Source organism: Streptomyces canarius, assembly GCF_014650735.1.
GTDB lineage: Bacteria > Actinomycetota > Actinomycetes > Streptomycetales > Streptomycetaceae > Streptomyces > Streptomyces olivaceoviridis.
Genome location: NZ_BMVN01000008.1, coordinates 30,785 through 48,365, shown reverse-complemented (window position 1 = coordinate 48,365; position 17,581 = coordinate 30,785). Strand labels below are relative to the sequence as shown.

Sequence of the window (17,581 nt, the reverse complement as noted above, 5' to 3'; positions counted from 1 at the left end):
GGTGGTGTCCGACTGCCGCCCCTGGCCCGGGCGGCGGTGGGGAGCCGGTCACCTGGGGGAGGACGCTAGGCCGGACGGTGACGAGCAGGTAACGCGGTGTACGGAACTGGTTCGGACGGATCGGGACGTGACCGTATGTGGCCGTGCGGGCGGGCTGGAGTCGTCACCTTTACGGAGCGTGCTGACCGAAGAGCGGAAAGGGGGACTGGCGGGAGCCGTGAGGTGCTATGGGGCGCATATATGCAAGATCACGGGACCGGGGCGCCGGGTTGCCGGGGTCGTGGGTGGGCGTGGTGACGGAGGGTCGCGGGGGTTGGTGACGGAGGGTCGCTGGGCTGGGGAGCGAGGAGCGGGGAGCGGGGGCGGGGGCGGACGCTCCGGTGAAGGTTGGGCCGGAAGGCCGGAGGGCCTGGGGAGGGGTGGGTTGGTGGGCCCGGTGACCGGTGGGGCGAAGGGGGCTCGTTAGGCTCCGGCTCCATGGACGTACTCATCCATCTCTTCGTCGGCCTGCACATCATCGGCATCGCCGCGCTGCTCGGCGGTTTCCTCACCCAGATGAAGGCGATGGGCCAGGGCACGGCCCGGTTCGTGCCCGGAATGCTGCACGGCGCGCTGACGATGCTGGTCACCGGCGTGGCCCTGGTCGGCCTGAACCAGGCCGACGACCACCACGTCAACAACATCAAGATCGGCGTGAAGCTCGCCCTGCTGATCGTGATCCTCGGCCTGGTCTATGTGAAGCGCGACGAGGAGCGGATCGACAAGGGCCTCTTCGGGCTGGTCGGCCTGCTGACCACGGCCAACATCTTCATCGCCGTGCTGTGGACCTGATCGCCGTCCTCTCTGCCTGAGCCTCGGGGGAGGGGACTCGGGGTCAGCCCGGCCGCACCACGCTGTGGACGGGCGCCCCGATACCGGAGACCGGTTCCTCGCGGACGTACGCGCCCGGCCTGGGCGCGTGGATCATCATGCCGTCGCCGGTGCAGAGTCCGACGTGGCCGGCGTCGTCGTGGAAGAAGACGAGGTCGCCGGGGCGGGCGTCGGCCGGCGCGACCGGGGTGCCGGAGTCGGCCTGCTCGTGCGCGGTACGCGGGAGGGTGACGCCCGCGGACTTCCAGGCGGCCTGGGTGAGGCCCGCGCAGTCGTAGGAGCCGGGGCCTGCGGCGCCCCACACGCAGGGCTTCCCGACCTGGGCCCGGGCGAAGGTGATGGCCTTCCTGGCCTTGGTCGCGTAGGTGCCGGACGGTGTGGCGGCGGGCGGTGTGGCGGCGGCTGGGGCCGGGGTGGCGGACGGCACGGTGCTGGACGGTACGGCGGTGGTGGCCGTGGTGGTAGCCGCGGTGGTGGCAGGTACGGCGGGGTAAGGCGCAGCCGTAGAAGCCGTGGCGATGGAGGGCGCGGCGGTGGAAGCCGTGCTGGTGGAAGGCGCGGCAGTGGTCTGTGCCGTCCGCTGGGACAGCAGCACGCGCGCGTGTGCGAGCTTTTTCCGCACGGTCGCCTTGGCCGCCTTCGGACCGTTCGCGGCCACTTGCGCCTGACGGTCCGCGGGCGGAGCGGGGATGGTGTCCGGCGCGGACGGGGTGGCGGCCATGTCCAGGGCGGACGGGGTGGCGACCGCGCTCGGAGTGGGCACGGCGACGCCTGTGTCCGGTACGGGCGCGGGAATGGCCGTACCCCCTACAGGGCGGGCCATGACGGTGTCCCCGGCGGGCGACGTCATGGCCGCGCCCCGGGCACCGATCGTTCCGCGCTGGGCCGGGATCATGGTCCGCTGTCCGGCGAGGCCCCGATGCTGGGCGCGGCGGGCGACCTCGTCCCGGAGCCGCTGGAGGCTGTCAGCGGGGCGTCGTGAGGCCGCGGCCGACTCGACCCGCCCGCGTCCCTCGGCGCCCCGATCGGCTCGCTCGGCGCCCCGGTCGGCGCCCCCGTCCCCCCGATCGACCAGCGCAGCGCCCCGGTCCACCAGCCCAGCCCCCCGATCGGCTCGCCCGGCCCCCCGGCCGCCCCGGCCCCCGTTCCTTCCCGCGGCCGTCGTCTCCGTCGCTGCTTCGGCTCGGCGGTAGAAGTCCTCGATCTTGCGTTCGATCTCCTCCTGGCTCGGTCGGCCCGGGGCGGGCGAGGGGGTGGCCTCGGCCGTCTGGGAGAGCACGGCCACGGAGGTGAGTGCGGCGGTGGCGAGGGCGGGGGTGCGGACGCCCGCTCCCTGGGATCCGCCGGGACGCGGCGGGGTTCCGCCGGGGCGCGGCTTGCGGTGCGACGCCAAGGGAGGCGACTCCTTCCGTACTGCCGCCTGCCGGGGTCGGCGGTGGGGTACCCAGGCCTTGGTCAGGGGTCCGGGGAGGGTTCGGGCGGTGCTCGGAAGGGTTGCCCTACGGCGTCGTCCCGGGCGGGAGCGGCCGATTCACCCCAGGATCGGTGGGTCCCCGGCTCCGGGCACCGTGCGGGGCGCGCCGGATTCGGCGGAGGCCGCGCGGCCCGGCGACGTTCGCCGGAGGGGGGTCGTGCGGCCTGACGGAAACCTAGCCAACTCGTGTGTCTTCTGTGAAGGTTGGTGCGCGGTTTGTCCGATACATTTCCGTGACCTTTTCTCCGGGCGTGCAGCGGTTCACGTCGCTGTGACCAGGCGCTTCCGATGCGTGATCGGCGGGTCGGTCCGACCGGCACGAAGATCAACTCGCGCCCGAGCCGCCATGTTCCGGGGACCGCGACCGGTTGTCGGTGGGGCGCCCTAGACTCGTAGAGCGATGAGCAGCCTCTTTGACGACAGCTTCCTGGCGGACCTCCAGACCCCTCGCGGGCACGAGGAGGAACCACCGCCGCCGCCCGAGGACGATCACGCTCCGGAGCCGCTTCCGGACGATCTGTTCGGCGGGAAGTTCGACGTGCCACCGGACCGGGACGCGTACTACCGCGACGGCGCCCCGCGCCCCGCCCTCGACGCGGCGGCACTGCTGGAGGGGCTGAACGAGAACCAGCGCGCCGCGGTCGTGCACGCGGGCTCCCCCCTGCTCATCGTCGCCGGCGCCGGCTCCGGCAAGACCCGCGTGCTGACCCACCGCATCGCCTACCTGCTCGCCGAGCGGAACGTCCACCCGGGCCAGATCCTCGCGATCACCTTCACCAACAAGGCCGCGGGCGAGATGAAGGAGCGCGTCGAGCACCTCGTCGGCCCCCGCGCGAACGCGATGTGGGTGATGACCTTCCACAGCGCGTGCGTGCGCATACTGCGGCGCGAGAGCAAGAAGCTCGGCTTCACCTCGTCGTTCTCGATCTACGACGCCGCCGACAGCAAGCGCCTGATGGCCCTGGTCTGCCGCGACCTGGAGCTCGACCCCAAGCGCTTCCCGCCGAAGTCCTTCAGCGCCAAGATCAGCAACCTGAAGAACGAGCTGATCGACGAGGAGGACTTCGCCGCCCAGGCCACCGACGGCTTCGAGAAGACCCTGGCGCAGGCCTACGCCCTGTACCAGTCGCGGCTGCGCGAGGCGAACGCGCTGGACTTCGACGACCTGATCATGACGACGGTCAACCTGCTGCGCGCCTTCCCGGACGTCGCCGAGCACTACCGCCGACGCTTCCGGCACGTCCTGGTGGACGAGTACCAGGACACCAACCACGCCCAGTACGCGCTCGTGCGGGAACTCGTCGGCACCGGCGAACACGATGAGGACACCCCGCCCGGCGAGTACGACATCCCGCCCGCCGAACTCTGCGTCGTGGGCGACGCCGACCAGTCGATCTACGCCTTCCGGGGTGCGACGATCCGCAACATCCTCCAGTTCGAGGAGGACTACCCGAACGCGACGACGATCCTGCTGGAGCAGAACTACCGCTCCACGCAGACCATCCTGTCCGCCGCCAACGCGGTCATCGAGCGCAACGAGTCCCGCCGCCCGAAGAACCTGTGGACCAACGCCGGTCAGGGCGCCCGGATCGTCGGGTACGTCGCCGACACCGAGCACGACGAGGCCCAGTTCGTCGCCGAGGAGATAGACCGCCTGGTCGACGCGGGTCACGCACGCGCGGGAGACGTCGCCGTCTTCTACCGCACCAACGCCCAGTCCCGTGTGTTCGAAGAGATCTTCATCCGCGTCGGCCTGCCCTACAAGGTCGTCGGCGGTGTCCGCTTCTACGAGCGCAAGGAGGTCCGGGACGTCCTCGCCTACCTGCGTGTCCTCGCCAATCCCGAGGACTCGGTGCCGCTGCGCCGCATCCTCAACGTGCCCAAGCGGGGCATCGGCGAACGCGCGGAGGCGATGGTCGACGCCCTCGCCCAGCGCGAGAAGATCAGTTTCCCGCAGGCCCTGAAGCGGGTGGACGAGGCGTACGGCATGGCCGCGCGCTCCACCAACGCGGTCAAGCGGTTCAACACGCTGATGGAGGACCTGCGGACGATCGTCGAGTCCGGCGCAGGGCCGGCCACCGTGCTGGAGGCCGTCCTCGAACGCACCGGTTACCTGGCCGAGTTGCAGGCCTCCACCGACCCGCAGGACGAGACCCGGATCGAGAACCTCCAGGAACTCGCGGCCGTGGCCCTGGAGTTCGAGCAGGAGCGGGGCGAGGGCGAGCAGGGGACCCTGGCCGACTTCCTGGAGCAGGTCGCCCTGGTCGCCGACTCCGACCAGATCCCGGACGAGGAGGACGGCGACGGCGTCATCACGCTGATGACCCTGCACACCGCCAAGGGCCTGGAGTTCCCGGTCGTGTTCCTGACCGGCATGGAGGACGGCGTCTTCCCGCACATGCGCGCCCTCGGCGAGATCAAGGAGCTGGAGGAGGAGCGGCGCCTGGCGTACGTCGGCATCACGCGCGCGCGGGAGCGGCTCTACCTCACGCGGTCGGCGCTGCGCAGCGCCTGGGGCCAGCCGTCGTACAACCCGCCCTCCCGCTTCCTGGAGGAGATCCCGCCCGCCCACGTGGAGTGGAAGCGGACCGGGGCGGCGGCGCCCATGGCCTCCGGGCCGACGTCCGGGATCGCGGCCTCGCTGTCCTCGACCCGTTCCCGCTCCTCGGCATCCGGCGCGTCCGGGTTCGCCACGCGGCGCACGTCGGAGAAGCCGGTGGTCGCGCTGGCCGTCGGGGACCGGGTCACCCACGACCAGTTCGGGCTCGGCACGGTCGTCGCCGTGAAGGGGACGGGCGCGAACGCGGAGGCGACGATCGACTTCGGCGACGCCAAGCCGAAGCGGCTGCTGCTGCGGTACGCGCCGGTGGAGAGGCTGTAACAGGAGGGAGGGCCCCGCTGGGGAGCGGGGCCCTGGTGTCTGCGTGGGTTGTGCCTACGTGGGATCCAGACCGTGGCTCCGCAGCCACGGCAGCGGGTCCATGGCCGCCCCGCCCGCCGGCCGTACCTCGAAATGCAGGTGCGGACCGGTGGAGTTGCCGGAGTTGCCGGAGTGGCCGATCGGCTCGCCGGCCTTGACGGTCGTACCGGAGGCGACGCTGTAGCTGGAGAGGTGGCAGTACCAGGTCTCCGTGCCGTCCTTCGCCGTCACGATCATCATGTTGCCGTAAGCGCTGTTCCACTTGGTGGTGACGGTGCCGTCGGTGGCGGCCATCACCGTGGTGCCGTAGGAGACCGGGAAGTCGATGCCGGTGTGCACCGACATCCAGTTGATGCCCGCCTGGCCGAAGTAGGCGCTGAGTCCGTGCTGCGCGACCGGCAGCGCGAACTTCGGCCGCAGCCGCTCCTTGAGCGCGGCCTCCGCGGCAGCCTTCTTCTTCTCCAGCTCCTGCTGCGCCTTGAGGTCGATCCGCTCCTGGGTACGGCTCGCCCGGTCGGCGAAGTCGTCGGCGCCCGCGGAGAGCGTCCTGAGCTGGCTGTCCAGCTTGCTGTTGGCGACGGACGGCTTGACCGGCTGCGCGTCCGAGGCGGTGGTGGCGGTGTCCTTGGAGTCGTCGGTCAGTGCGCCGACGGAGGCGGCGGCGATCCCGGCCACCCCCATCACACAGGCCGACGGCACGGCGACGGTCAGCAGCGCGGAGCGCTTGGCGGGCGTACGGCGCCGGGAGCGCGCCCCGCCGCGCGAGCCCGTGCGGGTCGTCGGCGCCGGGGTGACCTCTTCCTGGTCGTCCAGCAGACCGCTCACGGCGGGCAGTTCGCCGGTGGAGTCCGACTCGCCCTCGGCGGCGGGCTGTTCGTCGAAGGCGGTGTCCTCGTACGGCACCTGCTCGAAGGCCGCGGTCGCCTGCGGATCGCCCGCGTGCTCGAACGCGGACTGCGGGTCGCCGACCGCGTGGAAGGTCGCGGTGGCCTGCTGATCGAACGGTTCGCCACCCGGCTCGGACTGCGCCGGCACGCTCTGCCCCGCGGAGTTCCACTGCGTGGCGTCGTACGCGCCCGTGTCGAAGGTCTGGGTGCCCCACTCCCACTGCTGGGTGGGGTCGGCGGCGCCGGACGGGTCCGGCTGCGACCAGGCGCCGGCGTCCCACTGGCCGCTGACGTCGTTCCCGGTGGGCTGTGCGGGGACGGTCCAGGCGGTGCTGTCGTAGACGCCGGAGTCGTAGGCGGCGTAGGGCTGCGCCGCGTACGGGTCGTAGGCCGGGGTCTGGGCGGTGCCGGTCTGCCAGTGCGTGGTGTCGTACGCGCCGGTGGTCTGCTCGCCGCCCGGGAGGCTGCCGAAGAGCGGGTCGGTGTGGAAGGTCGTGGTGCTTCCCGAGTCACCGGCAAAACCGGTGGCGTCGTAACCGCCGTACGTGGTGAGGTCGTCGTAGGGGGCTTCCTGTGCCCCGTACGGCACGTAGTGCGCGGTGGAGGCGTCGGAAGCCGGGGCCGGGGTGGTCATGGTCCCCGACGGGTGACGGTCGTTCACCAACTTCTCTTTCGCCTCGACAACAGGGGCTGCCAGAGCAGTGCGGCGACTGTACCCGGCGGTACCTGGGCGCGACAATCTTCGGCCTGTTTCGCGTGGGCCGGAAACGGGCATTCGGCCGTGTTTCGGGGCTCCAGGACCCGACCTTGGCCTTGCGTTCGAAGAGTGTTCGATGTCGAGCGGTGAGGTGCGGGCTGTGCATCGGTGGTGAATCGGTGATACGTCGGCTGTGCGTCGGGTGGTCTGTCGGCTGTGCGCCGGGGGCCGTCGGCTGTGCGCGGGCCCCGCGCTCCGGTCGCTGCCGGGCCTCAGGCCACCGTCAGGCCGTCGGCGGCCCGGTCCTCCGGGTGCGGGACGTCCAGGGCCTCGCGTATCCCGGCCGCCACGGCGGGATGCACGGGCAGGGCGAGATGGCCGATGCCGGTCACCCGGACGTTCTGCGCGTCCAGGTCCGGGTGCTCCAGGCGGGCCGACTCCAGGGGGACCACCAGCGAGTCCAGGTCGCTCCAGAAGCTCACGAAGCGGGTCCGGCAGCCGGGGGCGGGCCGGGTCAGCTCCTCGATCACCGCGGAGCCCGGCCGCATCTGCCGCACGATCGGGTGCGCGTCCGCCAGCGGCGCCACCCGGGTCCCCGAGTGCGGGGTGCCGAGGGTGACCAGCGTGCGTACCCGCAGGTCACCGCCCAGGCACTGGGTGTAGTAGCGCGCTATCAGGCCCCCGAGGCTGTGCCCGACGATGTCGACCCGGGCACTGCCGGTGCGCTCGCAGATCTCCTCGATGTGCCGGCCGAGCAGCTCGGCCGCGATGCGAATGTCGCAGGTCAGCGGCGAGTAGTTGAGCGACACCACCCGGTGCCTGCCGTGCTGGGCGAGGGTGCGGCGGAGCAGGACGAACACCGAACGGTTGTCGATGAAGCCATGCAGCAGGACGACCGGTGGCGCGGGACGGACCGGCAGCCGGGCGGCGCCGCCCGAGGCGGGCAGGGCGCCGGAGTGCCGCTCCTGGATCAGGCCGGTCGGGTACAGCAGGAGGTGGCCCGCCAGGATCGCCGCCTCCAGGGCCGTCGCCCGCAGCAGCGTCATGGACAGTCCGGCCAGTCTGCCGGGCCACAGGCGGCGGCAGAGCGGGAGGAAGAGCGGCAAAACCCCGGTGACCTTCATGGGCACCTCCTGTCGGCACGCCGGGGGACGGCTCGACCCCCGTGTGCCCTCATGTCCCACCATGTGATTTCCCCCTCGCCGCGCACCGTAAAACTGCCGCTTGCGGGATGCTGGAGATAACGTTCGTTCACTTCGCGACGGTGGCGGAACGCGCCAAAAGTGCGGTACTTGTCGATACGGCGGAAGCGATCGCTTCCGTGGTCGCTTGATGGAGGCAGTGATGGGTGTGGCAGCCGGTCCGATCCGCGTGGTGGTCGCCAAGCCGGGGCTCGACGGCCACGATCGTGGGGCCAAGGTCATCGCGCGCGCCCTGCGCGACGCCGGTATGGAGGTCATCTACACCGGGCTCCACCAGACGCCGGAACAGATCGTCGACACCGCCATCCAGGAGGACGCCGACGCGATCGGCCTGTCCATCCTCTCCGGCGCCCACAACACGCTGTTCGCCGCGGTCATCGACCTGCTCAAGGAGCGCGAGGCCGAGGACATCCTCGTCTTCGGCGGCGGCATCATCCCGGAGGAGGACATCCCGCCGCTGAAGGAGAAGGGCGTGGCGGAGATCTTCACCCCCGGGGCGACGACCGCGTCGATCGTGGAGTGGGTCCGCGAGAACGTCCGCCAGCCGGCGGCGTCGGGGGGCTGACGGCCGCTTCCTGCGGTTACGCGGCTGCTTCCGGGTGCCGAACTGGTCCCGGTGGTCGGGGCCTGCTCCCGCCGGGCAGGGGCTCTCCTCGGGCCGTCACGCGGCTGCTTACGCCCCGCTCGGCGGTTGCCCTCGGCCGGTACGCGGTCGCTCCTCGTCGAGCCGTCGCGCGGCTGCTTCCGGCGCTTCCGCAGCCGCGTGACGCGCGGTACCCGGCTGCTTACACCAGCCCGGTGCTCGGCCGCTTACGCAAGCGCTCGGCTGCCCTCGGCCGTTACGCGGTTGCCCCGCGTCGAGCCGTTACGTGGCTGCCCCCGGCGGCCAGGGTTCTTTCGTGGGTCACGCGGCTGCCTCCCGTGGCTGTGGCGGTGTCTCCGGTGGTGGCGCGGGCGTTCTCGGCGGTGGAGTGTCCGGGGTGGGCGGGGTCAGTTCCCGGGTCATCGCCGCCCGCAGCCGCAGGGTCGTGACCAGCCGCTGGAACGCCTCCGCCCAGTACCCGCCGGCCCCCGGCGCGGCGTCCTCCCGCTCGTCGGGCACCGCCAGCAGCGCCTCCAGCCGGACGGCCTCCGCCGGGTCCAGGCAGCGCTCCGCCAGTCCCATCACCCCGCTGAAGCTCCACGGGTAACTGCCCGCGTCCCGACCGATGTTCAGGGCGTCCACGACCGCCTGGCCCAGCGGGGGAGCCCAGGGGACCGCGCACACCCCGAGCAGCTGGAACGCCTCCGACAGGCCGTGCGTGGCGATGAACCCGGCGACCCACGCGGCCCGTTCCGCCGGATCCAGCGCCGCCAGCAGCTTCGCCCGCTCCGCCAGGGACACCGCGCCCGGCCCATCCGCCTCCGGTGCGGACGGCGAGCCGAGCAGGGCCCGCGACCAGGCGGCGTCCCGCTGCCGTACCGCCGCCCGGCACCAGGCCGCGTGCAGCTCACCCTGCCAGCCGTCCGCCACCGGCAGCGCGACGATCTCCTGGGGCGTGCGCCCGCCGAGCCGCTGTGACCAGGTGCCGAGCGGGGCGGCCTCCACCAACTGGCCCAGCCACCAGGACCGTTCCCCACGCCCCGCGGGCGGTACGGCCACGACACCGTCCCGCTCCATGTCCGCGTCGCATGCGAGCGGTGCCTCCACCGCGATCGCCGGCGCGCTCCCCGTACGGTCCAGGGCCACACACGCCGAGGCCCGTACGGCCATCCGCGCGGCGAGCGCCGAGTCCGGCAGCGCCGAGAGCAGTTCCGCCGCCGTCGCCCGGACGTTGCGGCTGCGGTCGCCCAACGCCTGCTCCAGGAACGGTTCGTCCGCGTCCGACAGCCCCGTGCGCAGCGAGTCGAGGAACATCAGACGGTCCTCCGCCCGCTCCGCCGCCCACGTCGACGCCAGCAACTCACGGCCCAGCGCGGGCGTGCGGACGCGCAGGGCCCCCAGCAGCGCCGCCCGCTCGGCGAACAGCTCCTCCTGCCACAGCCGGCGCACCGCCCCGGCGTCCCCCGGATCGGGCAGCGCCGCGCCGCCGCCGGGGGCCGCGCGCAGGGCGAACCGCCAGTCCGGGTTCAGCCGGGCCAGCCACAGCGCGCGCGGGCCGGCGAAGGCCAGCGCCGCCGGGCGCAGGTCCGTACGGCCCCGGGCCGCGTCCAGCAGTGCGGGCAGCACCTGCGGGGGCGCCGCGTACCCGTGCGCGTTGGCCGCCGCGAGCCACTGGGGGAGCAGCTCCATGAGGTCGGGGGAGCTGCCCCGACGGCTGCCGGCCGCGCCGCCGGACCGGTCGGCCAGCAGGGCGGTGAGTCTGCGGGCCGCCGGTGCGGGCAGGGCGGGGCGCGGATCGGCGGGCGCCGGACCGGGCCGCCGCGCCGCCCGCGCGGGCCGCAGCCCGGCCCGCCGCCGTACGGTCGCCACGGCCGCCGCGTCGAGCAGTGCCACCGGGGCTGGGCGACCCGGCACGACGTGCGCCGGGGCACGCCGGTCGGTGCCGAGGAGCGCGGTGGTGACCAGTTCCTCCCAGGAGGGCGCCGGGGCCTGTGAGGGGTGTGCGGAGGAGTCGGCCGAGTCGTCCGCGGTGTTGACCGGCTCCTCCCGGGAGTGCCCCGGGTCGCCCGCGTCCCCGTCGGCCCGTGTCCCGTCGCTGAGCGGTGCCCCGTGCATCACGTTCCCTTCCCCTTCTTCTTGCCGTCCGCCTTCTGCCCTTCCGTGTGCGCCCGCCGGGATCAGCACAGCGGTACCGCCTCGCCCTCTCCCTCCGCCCAGGCCGTGAGCGGGGTGAAGCCGCGGTGGCCGCACTCGCCGAAGACCGTGACGGGGGCGCCGCCGGACAGGGCGACCAGCCGCCACAGGCCGGGCCGGGAGCGGGCTGCCCGGGTCACCGGCAGGGCCGTGTCCGTGTCCGCGTCGGCCAGTTGCCATCCCTCGCCGTCCGGGACCGGCGTCACCCGGTCCAGGGTCACCGGGACCGCGTCCAGCCACGGGTCGTCGCGCAGGGCCTCGCCGTACCGGGCCGCCGCCTCGGCCGTCGTCACGCCCGGTGGGCGGAACGCGGCCGGGACCGGCGGGGCGAACCGCTCGCCCAGGGCGGCCCGGGACCGGCCGGAGCCCGGGTACGCCGTCAGCTCCGCGTCCAGGACGAGGCCCACCGGCAGCGACAGCTCCGGTGCCCGGCCCGCCGCTCCGTAGGACAGCAGCAGCCGGGTACCGCCGGAGTCGGCGCCGTACAGCCATATCCGGCGCGTCGTCAGTTTCGGGTCCACCGTGTCGTACTGGGCGAGGACCAGCCAGCGGTCGCGCACCGGCGGGCCGTCCGGCGTGGCGGGCAGGCCGAGCCGGGAGCGGACCGTGGCCGCGAGGCCGTCCGGCAGCCGGTCGCGGTGCAGCCAGCCCTGGTCGAGCAGGTGCAGCAGCGCGCACTCCTCCAGCAGCCGCGCCGGCCAGCCCGCGCCGGACGCCGGGACCGCCCCCAGTTCCCGGACCCGCGCGGCCAGTCCTGGCGCCTGGGCGTCGACCATGCGGGCCGCCGTCTCGTCCCACAGGCCGTACCCCGCGTGTTCGGCCGCGGCCAGGCCGCCGCGCAGCAGGTCGGTCAGGCGCTGCTCCAGCTCGCTCGCGCCCGCCGTGACCCGCTCGGCCCGGCGTTCGGCCCGGCGCCGGGCCGCCTCAGGATCGGCGGGCCCGGCGGCCGAACCCGCCTCGGCCCGCGCCCGTTCGACTTCGGCGCGTCCGCGCCGGCCCGCGAGCCACTGCCCGGCCCACTCCGGCGGCTGTGCGGCGGCCGGCACCGCGCCGTCGTCACCCGCCCACAGCAGAAGCAGCCCGAGCGCGTGCTTGCACGGGAACTTACGGCTCGGACAACTGCACTTGTACGCCGGCCCGGCCGCGCCGGCCAGGTCCGCCACCGTCTGGTACGGCCTGCTGCCGCTGCCCTTGCACAGCCCCCACACCGTCCCCTCTCCGCTCCCCGTCCCGGACCACGGCCCGGCCACCGCGAGTTTGCTCCCCGCCTTGCGTGACGCGGCGTCAGGCGCCAGTGCCAGCACCTGGTCCGCGGTCCAGCGCACCCCCTGCTCAGTCATGTCTCCGACGGTAGGTCCCACCACTGACAATCGGCCCGGCGAACGCGTTTGTGCTGGTCAGAGCGATTGTCAGTGGCGTGGTGCACGGTGGATGCCAGATCCGAACCGGCCGAGCTGGAGGGGGCCTCAGCCATGTCTGTGTCCGTGGAACCGACGACCGCCGCACCCGACCGCGACGAGACCGCGCAGGCGCTGCGACCACACGCCGAGCACGCCTTCGCGGCCGAACTCGCCGCGCTCGCCGCCCAGGACGACCGCCCGCGTCCGGCCCGCTGGAAGCTGTCGCCGTGGGCGGTGGCGACGTACCTGCTCGGTGGCACCCTGCCGGACGGCACGGTGATCACACCCAAGTACGTGGGCCCGCGCCGCATCGTCGAGGTCGCCGTCACCACGCTCGCCACCGACCGCGCCCTGCTCCTGCTCGGCGTGCCCGGCACCGCCAAGACCTGGGTGTCGGAACACCTGGCCGCCGCCGTGAGCGGTGACTCGACGCTGCTGGTGCAGGGCACGGCCGGCACCCCGGAGGAGGCGATCCGGTACGGCTGGAACTACGCGCAGCTCCTCGCGCACGGCCCGAGCCGCGACGCGCTCGTGCCCAGCCCCGTCATGCGCGCCATGGCCGAGGGCATGACGGCCCGGGTGGAGGAGCTGACCCGCATCCCGGCCGACGTGCAGGACACGCTCATCACGATCCTGTCCGAGAAGACCCTGCCCATCCCCGAGCTGGGCCAAGAGGTCCAGGCGGTCCGCGGGTTCAACCTCATCGCCACCGCCAACGACCGCGACCGCGGGGTCAACGACCTCTCCAGCGCCCTGCGCCGCCGCTTCAACACCGTCGTGCTGCCGCTGCCGGAGAGCGCCGACGCCGAGGTCGACATCGTCACCCGCCGGGTCGAGCAGCTCGGCCGCTCCCTCGACCTGCCGGCCGCGCCCGACGGGATCGAGGAGATCCGCCGGGTCGTCACCGTCTTCCGCGAGCTGCGCGACGGCATCACCGCCGACGGCCGGACGAAGCTGAAGTCGCCCAGCGGCACGCTGTCCACGGCGGAGGCGATCTCCGTCGTCACGAACGGCCTCGCGCTCGCCACCCACTTCGGCGACGGCGTGCTGCGGCCGGGAGACGTCGCCGCCGGCATCCTCGGCGCCGTCGTCCGGGACCCGGCGGCCGACCGGGTCGTCTGGCAGGAGTACCTGGAGACGGTCGTCCGCGAGCGTGAGGGCTGGACCGACTTCTACCGCGCCTGCCGGGAGGTGAGCGCATGACCGGTACCGGCGGGGGCACGGCGTACGCCTCCGGGCCGCTGCTGCTCGGGGTACGGCACCACGGGCCCGGATCCGCGCGCGCGGTGCGGACCGCGCTGGACGCCGCCCGGCCGGCCGCCGTGCTGATCGAGGGCCCGCCCGAGGCCGACGCGCTGATCCCGCTGGCCGCCGACCCGGGCCTGCGGCCCCCGGTCGCCCTGCTCGCCCACGCCGTGGACGAACCCGGCCGCTCGGCCTTCTGGCCGTTCGCGGGCTTCAGCCCCGAGTGGGTGGCCCTGCGGTGGGCCCTGGAACAGGGCGTCCCGGCCCGCTTCATCGACCTGCCGGCCACGCACACGCTGGCGTGGCAGAAGGAAGCGGACGAGTCCGGTCACGACGACGGCGACGACGGCGACGAAGGTGACGACGCCGGAGAGTCCGGGCCCGCACCCGATCCCGGCTCCGGTCACGGTGACCAGGTCCGTGTGGACCCGCTCGCCGTGCTCGCCGAGGCGGCCGGGTACGACGATCCCGAGCGCTGGTGGGAGGACGTCGTCGAGCACCGGGGGCCGGGCGCCCGCGACCCCTTCGCGCCGTTCGTGGCGGTGGCGGAGGCCATGGCAGCGCTGCGCGAGCGGTACGGCGCCGGCGGGCACCCGCGGGACCTCGTCCGCGAGGCACACATGCGGCTCCGGCTGCGGGACGCGCGCAAGGAGTTCGGGGACGCCGTGGCCGTGGTCTGCGGGGCCTGGCACGTGCCCGCGCTGCGCGAGCGGACCACCGTCACCGCGGACCGGGCGCTGCTCAAGGGGCTGCCCCGGACCAGGACCGATCTGACCTGGGTGCCGTGGACCCACCGCAGGCTGGCCCGGTCCGGCGGCTACGGCGCCGGCATCGACTCGCCCGGTTGGTACGGGCATCTGTTCCACGCGCCCGACCGGCCGGTCGAGCGGTGGTTGACCAAGGTGGCCCGGCTGCTGCGCGCGGAGGACCGGATCGTGTCCTCCGCGCACGTCATCGAGGCCGTACGGCTCGCGGAGACCCTGGCCGCGCTGCGGGGCCGCCCGCTGCCCGGCCTGGGCGAGACGACCGACGCGGTGCGGGCGGTGCTGTGCGACGGCTCGGACGTGCCGCTGGCGCTGGTGCATGACCGGCTGGTGGTCGGGGACGTCCTGGGCGAGGTCCCGGAGTCGGCGCCCGCGGTGCCGTTGCAGCGCGACCTGGCCCGCAAGCAGCGGTCGCTGCGGCTGAAACCCGAGGCGCTGGAGCGCGAGCTGGAGCTGGATCTGCGCGGCGGCACCGACGCCGGCCGCAGCAGGCTGCTGCACCGGCTGCGGCTGCTCGGCGTCGGCTGGGGCGAGCCGGCCCGGTCCCGGGGGAGCACGGGCACGTTCCGGGAGACGTGGCGGCTGCGCTGGGAGCCCGAGCTGTCGGTGCGGGTCGCCGAGGCGGGCGTGTGGGGGACGACCGTCCACGCGGCGGCACGGGCCAAGGCGGAGGCGGACGCGACGGCGGCGCGGGCACTCGCCGACGTCACCGCGCTCGCCGAGCAGTGCCTGCTGGCCGGGCTGCCGGACGCGCTGCCCGTGGTCATGCGGGTGCTCGCCGACCGGGCGGCCCTGGACACCGACGTCGGCCATCTCGCCCAGGCCCTGCCCGCCCTGGTCCGCTCGCTGCGCTACGGCGACGTGCGCGGCACCGACACCGGCGCGCTGGCCGAGGTCGCGGCGGGCCTCGCCGAACGCGTCTTCGTCGGTCTGCCCCCGGCCTGCGTCGCACTCGACACCGACGCGGCGGAGGAGATGCGCGGCCACGTGGACGCCGTGCACACGGCCGTGGGACTCCTGACGGAGAGCCTGACCGGGGTGTCCGCGGAGGCGGCCGACGGGGGTGCCGCCGAACCTACGGGAGGCGGGGACGGCACCGGTGCGGCTGCGACTGCCGGGGCGGTCGGCGAGGGGGTGGGCGCTGCTGCCGGAGGCGGTGGGCTGCGGGGGCGCTGGCGGGCCGTGTTGCGGGTGCTGGCCCTGCGGGACACCGCGCCCGGTGTCATCCGGGGCCGGGCCGTGCGGCTGTTGCTGGACGACGGGGCGCTGGCACCCGAGGAGGCGGCCCGGCTGATGGGGCTCGCGCTGTCGCCGGGCACGCCTCCCGCCGCTGCCGCCGCCTGGGTGGAGGGCTTCGCCGGTGGCGGGGGCGGTTTGCTGCTCGTGCACGACGAGCGGCTGCTCGCCCTGCTGGACACCTGGCTGACCGGGGTTCCGGCGGACGCCTTCACGGACGTACTGCCGCTGCTGCGGCGCACCTTCGCGGCGTACGAGCCGGGGGTGCGCAGAACCCTCGGCGAACTGGTCCGGCGCGGTCCCGGAGGCCGGCCCGGTGAGGACACCGCCCAGGGAGCCACCCTTTTTGGCTTCGCGGCCGAGCCGGACATCGGACGTGCCGATGCCGTGCTCCCGGTCCTGCGGCTGCTGCTCGGCGTGGACACGCGCCTCGACGCGGTGCCCGCCCCGGCGCCCACCCCTCCACCCGGTGTGACGCGCGAAGCGACACACGAGACGGCACCCGATTCCACGCACGACGACAGTCTCACGGGGGTGGGCACATGACGGGCAGGACGGACATGGCGGACAGGTCAGGCAGGTCGGGCAGGTCAGGCAGGACGGCCACGACGGACAGCTCGGCCGCCGCCGCGATCGCCACCGCGGCCGAGTCAACGGTGTCGGCCGCGGCCGTGGACCCCGCGCGGGAGCGGCTGCGGCGGTGGCGGATGGTGCTCGGCGGGGACCAGGCCGACGGCACCGGGTACGCGCTGTCCGGGCGGGACGCGGCGATGGACGGCACGCTGGCCGCGCTCTACGGCAGGGGCGACAAGCCGCAGACGGGCCGGGACCGCTCGGCGGGGCTCGGTGCCTCGGCACCGTCCGTGGCGCGCTGGCTCGGGGACATCCGCCGCTACTTCCCGTCCTCCGTCGTCCAGGTCATGCAGCGCGACGCCATCGACCGCCTCGGCCTCGCGTCCCTGCTGCTGGAGCCGGAGATGCTGGAGGCGGTGGAGGCCGACGTGCACCTGGTCGGCACGTTGCTCTCGCTGCACAAGGCGATGCCGGAGACGACCCGGGAGACGGCCCGCGCGGTCGTGCGCAAGGTGGTGGAGGACCTGGAGAAGCGGCTCGCCACCCGCACCCGGGCCACCCTCACCGGCGCCCTGGACCGCAGTGCCCGCGTCACCCGCCCGCGCCACCACGACATCGACTGGAACCGCACCGTCGCGGCCAACCTCAAGCACTATCTGCCCGAGCACCGCACGGTCGTGCCGGAGCGGCTCATCGGCTACGGGCGGGCCGCGCGGTCGGTGAAGAAGGAGGTCGTGCTCTGCATCGACCAGTCCGGGTCGATGGCGTCGTCCGTGGTGTACGCGTCGGTGTTCGGCGCGGTCCTCGCCTCCATGCGGTCGCTCAGCACCCGGCTGGTCGTCTTCGACACGGCGGTCGTCGATCTCACCGACCAACTGGACGACCCGGTCGACGTGCTCTTCGGCACCCAGCTCGGCGGCGGTACCGACATCAACCGGGCGCTGGCCTACTGCCAGGCGCGGATCACCCGGCCGGCCGAGACCGTCGTCGTGCTGATCAGCGATCTCTTCGAGGGCGGTATCCGCCAGGAGATGCTCAAGCGGGTCGCGGCGATGAAGGCGTCGGGGACGCAGTTCGTGGCGCTGCTCGCGCTGTCGGACGAGGGGGCGCCCGCGTACGACCGCGACCACGCGGCGGCGCTGGCCGCGCTCGGCGCACCGGCCTTCGCCTGCACGCCCGACCTGTTCCCCGAGGTGATGGCCGCCGCGCTGGAGAAACGGCCCCTGCCGATACCGGAGACGGCGTGACACCGGGTCGGAAGGCGCACCGGACAGCGTGGCACCGGACAGCGTGGCATCGGGCGGCGTGACACCGGGCCCGAAGGGGCACCCGACAGCCGGAGTGGGTGGCGCGCACAGCTCCGCGGGGTGGCCGGCCCGGGTGGCCGAAAGCCGTCGGCTCGTCCGGGGGGACCCTCGCGGACGGGGTGCGTGGTCCCCATTGGGGTGGGGATCAAGCGCCCCGGCCCCGGGGCGACCCGGGGCCGCCAGGGGGTCTCACCGGGTCAACCCCAGCCCGGTGAGGCCTCGCACAACGC

General features: G+C 74.0%; 11 protein-coding genes. 6 read left to right on the top strand and 5 right to left on the bottom strand.

Going from position 1 to position 17,581, the window contains the following annotated elements:
• The first annotated feature begins 477 nt into the window (after nucleotides 1–477).
• Nucleotides 478–831, top strand: coding sequence for a hypothetical protein (locus IE294_RS13825; protein ID WP_014674457.1), 354 nt, complete (start codon nucleotides 478–480; stop codon nucleotides 829–831).
• A gap of 43 nt (nucleotides 832–874) precedes the next feature.
• Here IE294_RS13825 and IE294_RS47545 read toward each other — a convergent pair whose 3' ends face one another.
• On the bottom strand, nucleotides 875–2,263 hold the full coding sequence (locus IE294_RS47545; protein ID WP_229917156.1) for a C40 family peptidase: 1,389 nt from the start codon (nucleotides 2,261–2,263) through the stop codon (nucleotides 875–877).
• A gap of 481 nt (nucleotides 2,264–2,744) precedes the next feature.
• Here IE294_RS47545 and pcrA point away from each other — a divergent pair, with 481 nt between their 5' ends.
• Nucleotides 2,745–5,225, top strand: coding sequence for a DNA helicase PcrA (gene pcrA / locus IE294_RS13810; RefSeq protein WP_189885775.1), 2,481 nt, complete (start codon nucleotides 2,745–2,747; stop codon nucleotides 5,223–5,225).
• A gap of 54 nt (nucleotides 5,226–5,279) precedes the next feature.
• Here pcrA and IE294_RS13805 read toward each other — a convergent pair whose 3' ends face one another.
• Nucleotides 5,280–6,812: a M23 family metallopeptidase gene (locus IE294_RS13805; protein WP_189885772.1), complete on the bottom strand. Its 1,533-nt coding sequence runs from the start codon at nucleotides 6,810–6,812 to the stop codon at nucleotides 5,280–5,282.
• A gap of 308 nt (nucleotides 6,813–7,120) precedes the next feature.
• Nucleotides 7,121–7,972: an esterase/lipase family protein gene (locus IE294_RS13800; RefSeq protein WP_189885770.1), complete on the bottom strand. Its 852-nt coding sequence runs from the start codon at nucleotides 7,970–7,972 to the stop codon at nucleotides 7,121–7,123.
• Between the two features lie 220 nt (nucleotides 7,973–8,192).
• Between IE294_RS13800 and icmB the strand changes: the two genes are divergently transcribed.
• On the top strand, nucleotides 8,193–8,615 hold the full coding sequence (icmB, locus tag IE294_RS13795; protein WP_189816521.1) for a coenzyme B12-dependent isobutyryl CoA mutase small subunit: 423 nt from the start codon (nucleotides 8,193–8,195) through the stop codon (nucleotides 8,613–8,615).
• Between the two features lie 339 nt (nucleotides 8,616–8,954).
• Here icmB and IE294_RS13790 read toward each other — a convergent pair whose 3' ends face one another.
• Nucleotides 8,955–10,748, bottom strand: a complete 1,794-nt coding sequence (locus IE294_RS13790) for a DUF5691 domain-containing protein (RefSeq protein ID WP_373315818.1) — start codon at nucleotides 10,746–10,748, stop codon at nucleotides 8,955–8,957.
• A gap of 62 nt (nucleotides 10,749–10,810) precedes the next feature.
• Nucleotides 10,811–12,166, bottom strand: a complete 1,356-nt coding sequence (locus IE294_RS13785; RefSeq protein WP_189885766.1) for an SWIM zinc finger family protein — start codon at nucleotides 12,164–12,166, stop codon at nucleotides 10,811–10,813.
• Nucleotides 12,167–12,298: 132 nt separating this feature from the next.
• Between IE294_RS13785 and IE294_RS13780 the strand changes: the two genes are divergently transcribed.
• From IE294_RS13780 to IE294_RS13770, 3 genes are all read left to right on the top strand, one after another.
• Nucleotides 12,299–13,429, top strand: a complete 1,131-nt coding sequence (locus IE294_RS13780; protein WP_103817654.1) for an ATP-binding protein — start codon at nucleotides 12,299–12,301, stop codon at nucleotides 13,427–13,429.
• On the top strand, nucleotides 13,426–16,017 hold the full coding sequence (locus IE294_RS13775) for a DUF5682 family protein (protein WP_189885764.1): 2,592 nt from the start codon (nucleotides 13,426–13,428) through the stop codon (nucleotides 16,015–16,017). Before IE294_RS13780 ends, IE294_RS13775 begins: the two co-directional genes overlap by 4 nt.
• 161 nt (nucleotides 16,018–16,178) lie before the next feature.
• Nucleotides 16,179–17,291, top strand: a complete 1,113-nt coding sequence (locus IE294_RS13770; RefSeq protein ID WP_189816554.1) for a VWA domain-containing protein — start codon at nucleotides 16,179–16,181, stop codon at nucleotides 17,289–17,291.
• Nucleotides 17,292–17,581 lie beyond the last annotated feature (290 nt).

What these genes read in the sequence shown, in the direction of transcription:
- pcrA (WP_189885775.1), top strand. Translation starts at nt 2,745, where the DNA reads ATGAGCAGCCTCTTTGACGACAGCTTCCTGGCGGACCTCCAGACCCCT.
- IE294_RS13825 (WP_014674457.1), top strand. Translation starts at nt 478, where the DNA reads ATGGACGTACTCATCCATCTCTTCGTCGGCCTGCACATCATCGGCATC.
- IE294_RS13800 (WP_189885770.1), bottom strand. Translation starts at nt 7,972, where the DNA reads ATGAAGGTCACCGGGGTTTTGCCGCTCTTCCTCCCGCTCTGCCGCCGC.
- IE294_RS13790 (WP_373315818.1), bottom strand. Translation starts at nt 10,748, where the DNA reads ATGCACGGGGCACCGCTCAGCGACGGGACACGGGCCGACGGGGACGCG.
- IE294_RS13785 (WP_189885766.1), bottom strand. Translation starts at nt 12,166, where the DNA reads ATGACTGAGCAGGGGGTGCGCTGGACCGCGGACCAGGTGCTGGCACTG.
- IE294_RS13780 (WP_103817654.1), top strand. Translation starts at nt 12,299, where the DNA reads ATGTCTGTGTCCGTGGAACCGACGACCGCCGCACCCGACCGCGACGAG.
- IE294_RS13775 (WP_189885764.1), top strand. Translation starts at nt 13,426, where the DNA reads ATGACCGGTACCGGCGGGGGCACGGCGTACGCCTCCGGGCCGCTGCTG.
- icmB (WP_189816521.1), top strand. Translation starts at nt 8,193, where the DNA reads ATGGGTGTGGCAGCCGGTCCGATCCGCGTGGTGGTCGCCAAGCCGGGG.
- IE294_RS13770 (WP_189816554.1), top strand. Translation starts at nt 16,179, where the DNA reads ATGGTGCTCGGCGGGGACCAGGCCGACGGCACCGGGTACGCGCTGTCC.